10 protein-coding genes are annotated in these 14,453 nt (G+C 45.8%); 6 read left to right on the top strand and 4 right to left on the bottom strand.

Annotated elements, in window-relative coordinates:
• Positions 1-256 precede the first annotated feature (256 nt).
• The 4 genes from EKG38_RS02400 (at position 257) to EKG38_RS02385 (ending at position 7,812) form a co-directional block, all read left to right on the top strand.
• The gene (locus tag EKG38_RS02400; protein WP_126518306.1) at positions 257-1,474 is read left to right on the top strand and encodes an efflux RND transporter periplasmic adaptor subunit; all 1,218 of its coding nucleotides are present in this window, start codon (positions 257-259) and stop codon (positions 1,472-1,474) included.
• Complete coding sequence (locus tag EKG38_RS02395) at positions 1,474-4,641, top strand: efflux RND transporter permease subunit (RefSeq protein WP_126518304.1); 3,168 nt, start codon at positions 1,474-1,476, stop codon at positions 4,639-4,641. The genes EKG38_RS02400 and EKG38_RS02395 overlap by 1 nt, the downstream gene beginning before the upstream one ends.
• A gap of 127 nt (positions 4,642-4,768) precedes the next feature.
• Entirely contained in the window at positions 4,769-5,443 is a 675-nt protein-coding gene (locus tag EKG38_RS02390) for a TatD family nuclease-associated radical SAM protein (RefSeq protein WP_246033058.1), read from the top strand.
• Positions 5,444-5,595: 152 nt separating this feature from the next.
• Positions 5,596-7,812 carry a PAS domain-containing protein gene (locus EKG38_RS02385; protein WP_126518300.1) on the top strand — a complete coding sequence of 739 codons (2,217 nt, stop codon included), beginning with the start codon at positions 5,596-5,598 and terminating at the stop codon, positions 7,810-7,812.
• A gap of 44 nt (positions 7,813-7,856) precedes the next feature.
• On the opposite strand, the gene EKG38_RS02380 is transcribed toward EKG38_RS02385, so the two are convergent.
• From EKG38_RS02380 to EKG38_RS02370, 3 genes are all read right to left on the bottom strand, one after another.
• On the bottom strand, positions 7,857-9,242 hold the full coding sequence (locus EKG38_RS02380; RefSeq protein WP_126518298.1) for a hypothetical protein: 1,386 nt from the start codon (positions 9,240-9,242) through the stop codon (positions 7,857-7,859).
• A 182-nt stretch (positions 9,243-9,424) separates the two neighbouring features.
• A complete protein-coding gene (locus EKG38_RS02375) occupies positions 9,425-9,946 on the bottom strand; it encodes a hypothetical protein (RefSeq protein ID WP_126518296.1) in 522 nt (173 codons plus the stop codon).
• A complete protein-coding gene (locus EKG38_RS02370; RefSeq protein WP_126518294.1) occupies positions 9,939-10,673 on the bottom strand; it encodes a winged helix-turn-helix domain-containing protein in 735 nt (244 codons plus the stop codon). The genes EKG38_RS02375 and EKG38_RS02370 overlap by 8 nt, the downstream gene beginning before the upstream one ends.
• 475 nt (positions 10,674-11,148) lie before the next feature.
• Between EKG38_RS02370 and EKG38_RS02365 the strand changes: the two genes are divergently transcribed.
• Both EKG38_RS02365 and EKG38_RS02360 read left to right on the top strand, forming a co-directional pair.
• Entirely contained in the window at positions 11,149-11,964 is an 816-nt protein-coding gene (locus tag EKG38_RS02365; RefSeq protein WP_185826756.1) for a cytochrome c3 family protein, read from the top strand.
• Between the two features lie 11 nt (positions 11,965-11,975).
• Complete coding sequence (locus EKG38_RS02360; protein WP_126518292.1) at positions 11,976-12,494, top strand: hypothetical protein; 519 nt, start codon at positions 11,976-11,978, stop codon at positions 12,492-12,494.
• Between the two features lie 404 nt (positions 12,495-12,898).
• On the opposite strand, the gene ltrA is transcribed toward EKG38_RS02360, so the two are convergent.
• On the bottom strand, positions 12,899-14,371 hold the full coding sequence (gene ltrA, locus EKG38_RS02350) for a group II intron reverse transcriptase/maturase (RefSeq protein WP_126518290.1): 1,473 nt from the start codon (positions 14,369-14,371) through the stop codon (positions 12,899-12,901).
• Positions 14,372-14,453 lie beyond the last annotated feature (82 nt).

Genomic DNA, 14,453 nt, shown 5'->3' with positions numbered 1-14,453 from the left:
AAAGAACGGCGATTCAGAAACCCCAAGCCTCTCATACCATTTAAGCCATAGCTTACAATTCATAACATTTCCCCCTTTAAGGCCTAAAAATAAAAAAGAGAGTGCTTTTAATGACTTCTCATTCATATTTTACGGCTCACCTCAGGCTCTCCTGTAGCAAATGATACATTTTATTTACAAAAACAGATGTATCCCGTCCTTCTACTCTGGTAATTTAGGGCTTAGAAGAATTTCAGCATGGAAAAGCGGGATAACAATGATAAAAACAATACTCAGGAGATTAACTCCCCTCTATATTCTTGTCTTTTTTGGCTTAGCCGCTTGGCTTCTCATTAGTACCAAGGAGGCTCCTGAACAGAAGGAGGAGCAGAAACCAGTCCCAATTGTTGATGTGATTAAAGTGGAGCAGAAAACAGTCTCCTTAAACCTCCCATCATATGGTGTCGTCACTCCAAAGAACAAAACCCAACTGGTCACAGAAGTGAAGGGACGCTTGCTTACCATCTCTCCCAATTTTGTTGCCGGTGGTGTGGTGAAAAAGGGCGAACAGCTTGCTGCAATCGAACCATCGGATTATGAAGCAGATCTCAATCAAGCCCAGGCCAGCCTAGCCCAAGCGCAAGCAGCTTTAGAGGAGGAGATTGCCCGCGGTGAAGTGGCCAAAAATGATTGGAAAGGCTATGACGGTGGACTCCCGCCAGAGCTTGGGTTACGCCTGCCTCAACTCAAGAAAGAGCAAGCGAACGTTAAATTTGCCCAAGCCTCACTCGCACGCGCTAAGCGTAACCTTGAAAAAACCGTTATTCGTGCCCCTTTTGAGGGGATCATCAAGACTAGAATCGTAGATCTGGGCCAATACGTGACTTTAGGCACCAACCTGGGTGAACTATATGACACTCGTATTGCCGAGATCCGTCTGCCACTCGCCAATAACGACCTTGCTTACCTCGAATCGGTAGACAAACCAGATACTCAAGTCACCTTAAGTGCGTCACTTGCCGGAAAAAACGTGACCTGGACAGGAGATATCATCCGCAGCGAAGGGGTGATAGATGCCGAAAACCGTATGGTTTATCTGGTTGCCGAAATTAAAGACCCTTACCTGAGAGAGGGGCGTAAAGAGGGACAGCTACCACTTAAGTATGGCAGTTTTGTCACCGCTATCATTAAGGGCCGCACCGTAGATGGCATCGTTCAACTCCCTCGCCATATTGTCCGTAATGGTCAGGTTGCCGTGATCTCAGCCGATAACATCGTTGAGGTTCGTGAAGTCAATGTCGTGCGTACCGACGTTAACAATGTTTATATTAAAGATAGCCTGCAAGACGGCGAGCGCGTCTCGTTAACTAAGCTGACAAATATTTCATCTGGCCAACTCGTCAAAATATTAGGTGAAGCGAGTAAAAATGGTACTAATCTTCCCGAAAGCGATATTGCAAAAGAGCAGCGTTTAGCCGCGGCGGGTGATCAATAATGGCGCCACAAACAGGGATAATGGCTTGGTTTGCCAGAAATACGGTTGCCGCTAATTTGCTCATGGCTTTCCTGATATTCGGGGGGATATTCAGTAGTTTTTTTGTTATCAATAAAGAGATATTTCCCTCTTTTGAACTGAACTATCTGCAAATTTCTGTTGCCTATCCTGGCGCAGCTCCCCAAGAGATCGAAGAGGGGATCAACATAAAGATTGAGGAATCGATTCAGGATATTGATGGCATAAAAAAAGTCACCTCAGTCGCCAGTGAGGGCGTGGGGTCGGTGACGATTGAGGTTCAGGACAGCTATGATCCTCAAGATATTCTGGATGAAGCAAAACTCAGACTCGATGCCATCTCAACCTTCCCGGATAATATCGAAAAACCTAACATCTTCCGTATCAAACCGGAAAACAATGTTATCTGGGTCTCTGTCTATGGTGATCTCGACCTGCATGAGATGAAGGAGTTGGCCAAAAGCATCAGAGAAGATATCACCTTACTCCCTTCGGTAACCCGTGCAAAAGTCACTGGCGTCCGTGATTACGAGATAGGCATTGAGGTATCGGAAGATAAACTCAGAGAGTACGGACTTAGCTTCGCCCAAGTGGCTAAAGCGGTACAAAGCTCCTCAATCGATCTTCCCGGTGGTTCTATTCGGGCACAGGATGGCGACATCCTACTGAGAACCAAAGGTCAAGCTTATACCGGCGAAGACTTTTCGAAAATCGTGGTGTCGACCCGAACCGACGGTAGTCGAATTATGCTGCCACAGGTCGCCACGATTAAGGATGATTTTGAGGAGAGGCTTGAGTACACCCGCTTTAACGGAAAACCCGCGGCGATTATCGAAGTCACCAGTATTGACGACCAAAATGCACTGGATATCTCCGCTGAGGTAAAAGAGTATATCGCCGAGCGTAGTAAGACTCTGCCCGCCTCTGCCAAACTTGATACTTGGGGCGACCTGACTCATTACCTCAAGGGACGTTTGAACATGATGTTATCCAACATGTTCTACGGCGCCGTGTTGGTATTTCTTATTCTTGCCCTCTTCCTTGACGTTAAGCTCGCCTTCTGGGTAATGATGGGATTGCCGGTCTGCTTTTTAGGCACCGCACTATTAATGCCTATCGAACCGTTTTCGATGTCGATTAACCTATTAACCCTATTCGCCTTCATTCTGGTACTCGGTATCGTCGTCGATGACGCCATCGTGATAGGAGAGAGTGCCTATAGTGAAACCGAGCGGCATGGCCATTCCCTCGATAACGTCATTAAAGGCGCAAAAAAGGTCGCCATGCCAGCCACCTTCGGGGTATTAACCACCATAGCGGCCTTTATTCCCATGTTAATGGTATCGGGCCCTCAGGGGATCATCTGGAAATCTATTGGGATGATAGTCATCCTCTGTCTGGCCTTCTCCTTGGTAGAATCTAAGCTGATTTTACCCGCGCATCTGGCTCATATGAAGCCGAAGAAGCCGAACCTTAACCCTAATGTTTTTGTGCGTTTTAAAATTGCACTTAACAATAAGGTCCAGCATTTTATCCACCATAAATATCGCTATTTTTTAGAAACCTGTATCAAGAATAGATATAGCGTTGTAGCCGTCTTTATCGGCGTGCTCATTCTATCTATCGCACTGGTTGTGAGTGGCACGGTGCGTTGGGTCTTTTTCCCCGATCTGCCTTCTGACTTTATTCAAGTTCAGCTGGAGATGGAACCTGGCAGCTCTGAAGAGAATACGTTAAAGGTGGTGAAAGAGATTGAAGATGCGCTCTATACCATGAATCAACAGATAGAGGATGAAGTGGGCTATCCGGTCGTTAAGCACAGCTTTATCGACATGAGCTCGCGCACCTCAGCCTTTATCTTTGCCGAACTCACCAAAGGAGAAGATCGTGAAGTCGATGGAGTGAGAATCGCCAACCTCTGGCGTGAAAACATACCTGAACAACTTTCGGTGAAAAAACTTAATATCAATGCCAGCACCAATGATGCAGGCGCCGATATCTCATTCAGGCTCTCTTCCAGTAATTTAGAGCAGCTAGCGTTAGCCTCCGCCGAGCTTAAGCAGAAGCTTAAAACCTATGAAGGTATCTATGATATTTCCGATAACTATTCATCGGGAAGCCATGAGATCCGCCTCAATATTAAACCCGAAGCTGAAGCTCAAGGCCTGACCCTGTCAGATCTTGCCAGTCAGGTTCGCTACGGTTTCTACGGCTTCGAAGCGCAGAGGATATTGAGAAATAAGGAGGAGGTGAAGGTGATGGTGCGCTATCCGCTCGATCAGCGCCGCTCCGTAGGTCATCTTGAAAATATGATGATCCGCACCCCCAGTGGGATCTCAGTCCCCTTCTCTACTGTAGCCGAAATTGAATTAGGGGACTCCTACTCATCGATCACACGTGTCGATGGCCGCCGTGCTATATCCATTATCGCCAATGCTGATAAAGATAAGGTGGAGCCATCTAAAATCGTCGCCGAAATTCAGGAGGAGTTTCTGCCCTATTTAGAAACTCAATATCCACAAATCTCGACAACATTAGATGGTGGCAGCGCTGATGAACAAAGTGCACTAATTAGCTTAGTGCAAGGTTTCTTGTTCGCGCTATTTGCCATCTATGCCTTGATGGCGATACCGCTAAAATCCTATAGCCAGCCATTGATCATCATGGCCGTGATCCCATTTGGGATCATAGGGGCATTGTTTGGCCACCTGATCCAGGGCTTAGCACTCAATATCCTCAGTCTATGTGGCATTGTTGCGCTTGCGGGCGTCGTCGTGAATGACTCGCTCATCCTCGTCGACTTTGTAAATAAGGCGCGTGCTCAGGGTCAATCGATAACCCAAGCAGCCGTTGACTCTGGTTGCCATCGTTTCCGTGCGATTATCTTAACGTCATTAACGACTTTTGTGGGACTTGTCCCCATCCTTTTGGAAACAAGTTTACAAGCACAGATAGTGATCCCGATGGCGACCTCACTCGCCTTCGGTATCTTGTTCTCTACTGTGGTGACGCTGATTTTGATCCCCTTGCTTTATATCGTACTCGACGATGCTAAGCGGCTTTTCTCATGGATAGGGAGAGCACTGCGACGTTTCTATATCTGGTGGTGGCAACCTAAACCAACACATAGCCAAGATGATATGGCTTAAATTCTCTAAAAAAATAGAAATAGAATAAAAGGGAGGCACAGCCTCCCTTTTTCGATCTGACCGACAGTTTAGTTGCGGGAGATCCTATAGACTCATCACTATTATCCATCAGTATTGCTCCCCCTCAATGACGCTCTCCAGATCAATCGATTCAACGACTGCCCCCACAAGTGAGCCCGTGAATAGCCCGGCTTCCAATGAAGTAAACTCGACACTGGTTTATGATATTAGAAACAGCCGTTACCTCAATATCACGGGGCGCTGCACCCTGCGCTGTCAATTTTGTCCAAAACATAATGGCAGCAAGCAGGTTCATGAATATCAATTAGATCTGAACCATCAGCCAAAAGCGGAAGAGATCATCCCATTGCTGGGCGATGTTGAGCGTTTCGATGAATATGTATTTTGCGGTTATGGCGAGCCAACCCTCAATTTAGACACCCTGCTGAGCATAGCCAAAGAGATCAAAAACAGAGGAGGTTACGTCAGGGTCAATACCGATGGTTTAGGCAACCTTTTCCATAGACGTAACATTTTACCGGAGCTCGCGGTTTGTGTAGATGCCCTCTCCATCTCACTTAATGCCGATACCGAACAGGCCTATATGGAACACTGCCGACCTAAACTTAAGAACGCCTATCAAAGTGTCTGTGAATTTATTCGTCTTGCCCCCGATTATATTAAGAGTGTTCAAGTCTCTGCCATCGACGGCCTTGAAGGTGTCGATATAGAAGCGTGTAGAAAATTTGTCGAGGCGAGCGGAGCAGAGTTTAAACACAGGGTACTCGGCGTCGTTGGATAGAAAACGATGAGACAAAACAACAGTAGCACCTCATGCAACAGTTATGAATCACATTAATTATCACTAGGTTAGAAGGGTGTAACTGGCAGTGTCTGAAATGTGGATTTATGCTAACATGAACATCCATAAAATAAACAATACTAAAACTCTAAATGCTGACGCGAAAACTACCTCTGCTTATCGACGCCCAAGGGATCCATTGGTCTAACCAACGTTTAATATCTGTTGGTACCCAACTGTGCCTATTGCTGCTTAGCGTCGTATTACTCAGTAACGTCATCATCACCCTTGGTGAGCGCAGATTACAGGAAGACTGGGCCACTCAGAGATACAGCGAACTTCAGGCAGTAGGGACACTGATCGCCGATAAGGTCTCGTTTCAACAATTCAGAACCCAGATGTTTGCAAAATCTGAACTTCTCAATCGTTACCTGAATATTCCCAACATAGAGAGGCAAGATAAGTTAAAGAGCAATTGGCAGGTTATTACTAAGAATATTCCCGAATTACTGGATATTGCGCTATTTGATCCCCAGGGCAGCTTTAAATTTGCCACCACAGATGAATTTAGTCATGACCCCTTGCCCCCCTCTTTGCTCGGAGGCTCCCGTAATATGGGGGGAAACGAGATCTATACTTCTCCACTGGAGTTTAGTCCTATCAATGGCAAGCTGGAACCCTACCTGTATCAACTTGCCTGGCTCGAAAATCCCGATCAGAGTATCAGGGGCTACTTAGTCACCTATAACTCGATGTCAAAAATGCTCAAAAGCATCAAGCCCGCCTATTCAAGCACTGAGTCTCCACTACTGATGTTAGATACACAGGGACTGGTCTATGCGGGCGCCGATTCACGCCCCTCATTGAAGCGAGTCCCGGATACCATGGGAGGGAGCCTCAAACAAAGTTATCCAGCCCTTTGGCGAAAAATGGCCATGAGTAACTTTGGTCAATTCCACGGCGATAATGCCACCTTTGTTTATCTTAAGGTTGAACTGACGACACAATATGAAACCCGAAGAGAATATTTTCTGGTCTCTTATGTTCGTAACGATGACATTGCTGCAAACTTCTCTCAATGGCGAAGCATCCTTATCGGCGGAGCGACGGTACTCACCTTTCTGGCTTCGATGCTGATCATTCTCAGTCACTCCTATAGACTCGAGCAGCGCTCCAGACAATACAGTATCGAACTTTCAAACAGTCTATTCCACAGGGATGTAGGCAGTATCATAGTCAACGATAAGAACCGGGTTATCTCGGCGAATCAAATGGCGGCTCAGCTATTAGCCCTGCCCAATGATGATCTGTTGGATCGGAGTTTACAGCGAATCTTGCATCTGGAAGATGAAGACTACTCCTTGATAATGAACCAGCTACAACAAAAAAATGAATGGAAGGGTGAATTCGATGCAGGTTCTGAGAGTCAGGCTAAACTGATCGCTCACATCAAAACACAGCATACTCCGGATAAGAAAAACCAATATCTGCTGATCACTTTTGAAGATGTGACTGAGCTTAAAAAGGCACAAGCTGAGGCCAATCTTAATCAACTTCTCAATGAGAGCGCTGTTGCAACGGCGTTGATCACAGCTGATGGAACTCTGCAAAGAACCAACACAGCCTTCGACGAACAGATCCAACTTAAAGAGTGCAGCAGCAAAAAGTTAACCGAAATATTGGACCATAATTTAGGCAATAAATGGTCACAGATTTTACAGCAGATCATTCTTCAGGGAAGTTGGAAGGGGCAGGTACTTTGCTCGCCCAACAGTGTTGAAAGTGCGTGTTTACAAGCTACCCTTAAAGGTAATTTAGACTCGTCCGGTGATATCGAATACATCGTCTGCACCTTCGAGCAAGCGACGCCCAAGGCCAGCATGCATGACAGCGGCGACTTAGTGCCTCACCGCACAACCATCTTAGTTAACCTAAGGGATCTCGACAGTTATTTTAAGTCTCTGACTGAATACAGCAGAGATCACTCCAGCCTCCTGCTTATCGATATCACAGCCGAGAGCATGCTCAGCCATATGAGTGATATTGGTCAATTGGAAAGCCGCCAGAAAGAGGTAGAGATACAACTTCTCAGAGAACTACCGACAGGCTACCAGATGTCCCATTGGCAACTGGGCAAGTTAATCATCATACTGCCGGGCACCGATGCCGATAATGCCCATCACTTCGCCATAAAATCTATGGGTAGTCTCAACGATATGGGATTAGGCGAAGGTATCTGTATGGGGATTGCCGCCTATCAAGATAACCAGAGTCTGGAGCAATACCTGAGTAATGCAGAAGTGGCGCTCAAACGCGCGAAACAAACGGGCGAACAGCGGATCTGTCAGGCATTTACCAGACTGAATTGATTCCTGGTTCCTAGGAAATAGAAACTAGGAACTAGTTCGACAACTTAATCCATCTCCGGGATCCCATCGGGGAGATCACTTTGGCTCACATCTATTATGGTCGAGCGATTCATGGTGATCTTGTAGCGCGCATACTGAACCTCATCCTTATCATCTCTGACAGCCAAGATCATGTTTATCTGGTATCTACGCTCGACAGAGTCATTACTGATTTTGCCGTCTTGCTCTCTATAGATTTTAGCTTTTCCACGCTCAAGATAACGGGCAAAAGGTGCAAGGCTGAAGTTGACCTGTTCCTGAATCGTAGTGTATCCGGCTAAGAAATCTTTCTGTGTCACCCTGGTGTGTATGCCGTAATGCAGCACTTCAGCATCGAGTTTATTCTGGCTATGACGCCTCTTCAAAATCTCAGAAACCTTAGCAGGCAGCTCCGCCGATTTCATAAAGTCCATCCAGACGAGTTGTTTCGCAATCGGAGCCTGACTAGTGGTATCCCGGAGAATGCGACTCCATTTAGGACGCCCTTTCTGAATAACTCGCCATAACGCGTTACGGATATCTTCCTTAAATATTTCTCGAAATCCATAAATAACCGCTAATGTCAGCACCAATGCTATCGTAAGCCCACTGAACACGCCCTGAGCCTTTATAATTAAGGCGGAAACGACCAACATCACCATAGCCGTGGCAAAGCCTGTGGTCATCTTCTTCAGGCCAACACCTAATACCTTAAATTCATCTTTTAATACTACGCCCTGTTGAATTAACCGCCTGAGTAATAGCATCTTATTAGAGATACGATTCGGATCTTCAACTGTGTGAAGTGAGTTATATCGTTTCGACTTTCTATGCTCATGTTCAGAGCGACATAAACCGACAACATTATCGACGATTTCGCTGTATTCGCTACTTCTTGGCGCTCGCGATAACAACTTCAATAGTCTCTGTTCACAGAACCAGGAGAGGTAGTTATCTGCATTTTCAAAATACGATTTCCACTTAGGATCGCTGGGCTCATTACGGCGGAACTTCTTCAACAGTTGAATAACCAGTTCATAAAGGGCATTAAGTGCCCCATAAAACTCCTCAGCATCCTCTATCTGCCCTAATTCCTTGCTGTCTGTTTCGATGGCGACCGCAAATTGGTAAGCAAATAGGTTCAGATAGAGACGAAACTCTTCAACCGTACGTTTCTTCTGACTCGCGAAGCGACTCTGCACCAAGGGAAGATGTAAGGCAGAGGAGTAATATGAACGACGACCAGTAATGGCCGAGTGGTAATACTCCTCCTCGTTGAGGCTATGTGGGCCAATACCCATCTCTTTGGGGAGGAAAAAATAGAGATCCAGACGTCGGTTAGCGCCCACCTTCATCTGGTGGATAAACTTAATAGAGAGGGATTCTTCCTGTTTGACTCGAATTTTAGCCACTGAACTCCTGAATATTGAGAAATTAAATCAAATAGTTACTTTTATTATAGCCTATCAGGACTGGTTGATCTTTCAGATTTGCACGCTGTGGCTCCTGAGAGTCACAGCAATATCGAGAAGCTTAGAAGCTGCTCATCAAACATTAAGATTCGACAGCATCTGATGACGAATGGCTCGGGCGACTAATGAACTAAACGACAACCACAGACCGTATTACTCGGTTGAAACAGCACGATGGCGTAGTCTTTCTGCTCATCGAGATCTAATGTTTCAATACTAAGGTTGTGCATCCCCTTATTATCCAGATTAAAGGAGCTGACGTAGGAGAGATACTGCATATGCTCAGGCTGCCTCTGATCATCCTCGACCTCCGACTCCTCTTTCGTCTTCACAGAAAAAGAGTACCTGTTGGCATCGCTATCGTAGTTTAACAAGCTCCCCTTCATGCGGATATTACCGGCCGAACTACCATCTAAGTTGAAATATCGGTAATTAAACTGTGCCTGCTTCCCCCTAGCGATCACATCGACAAGCAGATAATGGCGCCCCTTATCGCTATCACCCTTATGTCTATCGAATAGCTCAGAGCTGCAATTTAACATCAAGGTCTCGCTCGGGTTTAGATAACGATAGCTGATAGAGATACTGATTATCAGCAAGACTAAGATGATGGAGTTGACTCCCCAGAGTAATTTTCTATTCACAAAGCGCCACCTCATCTAACCAAGCTTCAGAGATAAATTGTTTCTGTTGACGAAAATCGGATAGCTTAAGGTTTCTCACCACCGACTGGCCCAACTTCTCCCCTCTCATGGTGATATTAAACACCTGCTCATCATGGGATAAAGATAGATAGATATCTTGCCATGGCGCCGAATAACAGTCTCTGAATCCGGCAGAAAACTGCGTGATAACACTCATCAATGACTCAGTATTTGTCTTCGATTTAGAGTAACTGATTAAGTTTATCTGTTGACCGGACAGGAGAGTTATCGGAGTAACATTGTATGGCTCGGTAGTCGAACCACACTTTGAAAACTGGGTAACCAGCCCTATGGATGCGAATATACAGACAACCATCAAGGCCACGATCAACCCACGCTTGAGTTTGACCATCTGTGCCCATTGGGCATGCTTGGCTTCGCCCCGTAATCGATAGCCTTTACTCTTTACCGTTTCGATCAACTGCTCGTGTTCCGGCCCTAGAAAAGAGCGCAACATAAAAACGGCGCGAGTCACAGAGGAATCACTCAAAGGGGGGTGCTCTTCATCGGCTGCACCTAACTTCTGTTTCGCAACAACCTTGTTACGATTGGCAATAAGTAGCTTAAGTACTTGTAATTCGGCCCTGGGTAGGTGCCACACATCGCCATTTTCCAGATTTTTTAGTTGCGCTCGCTGAATATCAAACTGACAACTGCCCAATTGCATATCTCTAGCTTCCTTAACAGATAACAACTAAATCATATTCAATAAAACTAATGATTTCTGTGATCCCCCCTATCTCCTATAAAAGTTCGCTAGAAAATATACACTTAGCGGCAAGATGATGACAAATTTGCGAACAAAATCACACTGTTGAAGAGATGAAGAAGCTCTGCAGTTTATCTTCACAACCGACAAATTAACATGAATTTAACAAATAAGGTGATCTACCTCTGTTTCAGTTCTGTAAAACCGATGTTAACAAGTACATTCAATCTATAAATCACATCATTCCGACTCTCATTTGGTTCAAAAGATTTTTCTAATCAACCTCAATATTCATCTGCCGCAGATCACACTATTTATAAACCTGACGGCGCAAACTTAACTCAAGTCAAACGGCGGCGAAGTCAACCCAGGCAGAGCCACTTTAAGTTAGCCATACAACAATAAAACAACGCTTATTCAGTAAGGAATGATTATGACTATTAACAGACGACAAGCATTAACCCAAATCATCGGTATCAGTACAGCGGCAGCAGGTGCGACGCTTATGGGTACTTCGGCATTCGCGGCGACAGATGAAGCCGGAAACTACAAATTAGAGCTAGGTGAGAAACTAAAGTATGTGCCACTCGACGCTATGGCAACGGCGAAACTTGCCTATGAGACTGGCGGCGGATGTATGCATCAGGTCTTCTACTCACTTATCCATATGTTAAGCTTGTCAGATAGTGTCGATGCCGCCAAGTTCGCATCTATTCCTACCGCACTGGCCGGATATGGTGCGGCAGGGATCGCAGGGCAAGGCACTGTCTGCGGTAACAACAACGCAACCGGTATGCTGGTGAATTTCCTCGATGATATCAATGGTCAAAACGGAGCCGTAATCGGCGCTCTATTCAGATACTATGAGAATACTGAGCTACCATTATCTTCTCCTGAGTTCGTTGCCGGTATCGGCTCTACTGCAGAGAAGACAACAGATGAAGTTGTCAGCTCATCGGTAGCGAACAGCATCCTTTGTCACTCATCAATCAGTAACTGGTCTAAGGCATCGGGCAAGACCTTCGCCCAGAAGGGTGAGCGCTGTAAGCGTCTGTCGGCCTCTATCGCCTTCCACCTTGTAGAGTTGCTAAATATTGCCTACAAGGGTGATACCCTACCTCAGTCTAAACCTTCGGATGAAGCACAAGCCTGTCAGAGCTGTCATGGCGTAGATGCGACTATGAGCTCAGCCGCCAGCGTTAAAACCGATATGGAATGTACCACTTGTCACACTGGCCACTTCAACTAAAGGAGCGCGTCATGAACTATAAACTATTTGGCGTACTATTAGCCGGAACACTACTGACCACCGCCTGCAGTGATAGCGACAGCACTCCTCCGCCACCACCACCGGTAGAGCCTGTGACAGTTGACGTAGACCAAGCTGCAACCATAGGACTGAAATTAGCCACTTTTGATGGTGTAAGCGGCGCCTTAAGCTTTAGCCTCAGCGATGCCGATGAAATGGCTATCACTAATGCTAAAAACTATCGAATTGTCTACTTTGGCTTTCCGGACCCTGATGAGAAATCATCTAAACCTAAGGCATGGAAACGTTGGCACCTGAGCAAGTCATATCTTTGCGACAGTGAAGCCAATGAGTGTGAAGGTCTACTCACTGAGACTGAAACGAAAGGAAGCTACACCTTCGAGGCCCCGGATCTGGATTGGAGCAGCGATGCAACTCCTGGTGCGGTACAGAAGTATAAGGTCGCCATTGAAATAAAGGGCGCCTTAAGCAGCAGTGAGTTGGAGCTACTTCCACCACCATCTGTATAAGAGTAAATGCTTTAATGTGTTCCACCGATGGGAATAGGAGCTGCTTTACATAGCATGGTGTTTGTCGCCATCGCGAGCCTGGGTTCATCACCATGACTTAGTGTAAAGCAGTTCCCCATCGTTAAACGTTAGCCGCCCTTTTATCATCAAATTGGCGACATATTAATTAGATTGCTATCGTCCCCACTTTGGAGAGGTATCCCCTCTCCTTTTTTTGTGCTCATAAATCCCTCTGGCAACACAAAGTAAGTTAACTGAGACTTAGGTTGAAACGTTCAGCCTCTCACCGTTGTGTCGGATAGGCGACACCTGTTACCAAGTGCCGCCCTCCTAAGAACCGGACGTGCAACTTTCACTGCATACGGCTCAAGCCTCCACTAAGGCGTATTCTGTTACCCAGCACCCTACATAGCAGCCAAAACAGGATCGAACCAAGAGTTTCGGCCTTCCTTCACCCGCTTCCGCTTACTTAAGTAAGCTTCATATTCGGGGTCGTAAGGTATGGCTGCGCTCCTGATTTTCACATGTCTTTTTATTAGCATTTGAGCAATTTGAACAAGGTTAAATCGACAATCCATGTTCGCTATTTTCTGCCAACCATGAAATTGCCATTGCCCCTTGCTGTCCAAATAATACTTACGCCTCACCCAATCTTTACTTTTAGTTGGATGACGCCTAACTGCCCAACGCCATAACAACCAGAAAAGTTGATGGCCTACATAACCGAAAACTTGCTTAGCAACACTGTGGCGATAATAGTTCGCCCATCCTCTCAGTTTCGGATTCAATATTTTGATTAAATCGTTAACGGGGATTGTTGGATGTTTTCTGATGAATTCACGTAGATTGCTCAAAAATGACAGAACGTTGCTCTTGCTCGGTTTAATGAGCAGTTTGCCGTTGTACTTCCTGATATTGAATCCCAGAAAGTCAAAACCATCATTGATGTGAGTAATGTGCGTTTTCTCATCAGAGAGTGTTAAGCCCCTTTCCTGTAGAAAGCCAATGAGTTGCGGCTTGATTTCATTAACTAGGACTTCCTTCGAAGAGCCTGTGATAACAAAATCGTCTGCGTATCCGATAAAGTTGACCCTATTACCTGTTTTACAGGCAATAGACTTAACCAATTGTTCTAACCCAGCAAGCGTGAGCAACATAAGCGTAGGAGATATTATCCCACCTTGTGGTGTTCCTTCTGCCGTTTTATAGAACAATCCTTTGTCAACATAACCGCACCCAAGCCATTGTTTCAGCATCCGTTTATCTAATTGAATGTTGTCGATGAGCCATTGATGACCAATCTTATCGAAACAGGCTTTGATGTCCCCCTCAAGAACCCATTGGCTAGAGCTTTTCTGACATAAACATTTGAAGCACTGTGCAATTGCATCTGCTGTGCTTCGGTTCGGTCGAAAGCCATAGCTATTGAGGTCGGCCACCGTTTCCGAAATAGGTTCCAAGGCTAGAAGATGAAGCGCTTGTTGCGCTCTGTCTATCATGCAGGGAATGCCTAAAGGTCTGAGCTTGCCGTTTTTCTTGGGGATGTTGATACGCCTGAGCGGTTTGGCATGATAGCCTTTTCGACTCAGCTGATTAACCGCACCCATACAACGAGCATCACTGTTCCAAATGATCCCGTCGACTCCAGGTGTTTTGCTGCCTTTGTTTTGAGAAACTCTTTTAACAGCAAGCAATTTTGCTGATTTAGAGTGGGTTAATATCCACTGCAACGCTTTCGCCTTGCCGTGTTTACCTTCTCGGGTTGCTTTTGCAATGCGCATTTGAAGCTTTAATACATGTTGCTTAACCGCTTTCCAGTTAATGGATTGCCATTGAGCGCTGTCAGGAGATGCACTAACTTCGATTGAAGCCATCATTTGCGTTTCTCCTTGAATAAAGTTCTTCAAATCATCTTGCAACGGGAGACCAGCTAGAAGTCAGCTCGCTTTCGCGCCAGAT

Origin of the sequence: Shewanella canadensis, from assembly GCF_003966225.1 — a bacterium.
GTDB classification, from domain to species: Bacteria; Pseudomonadota; Gammaproteobacteria; order Enterobacterales; family Shewanellaceae; genus Shewanella; species Shewanella canadensis.
Note: the sequence above shows the minus strand (reverse complement) of the source record. Positions and strands in the feature narration are given on the sequence as shown.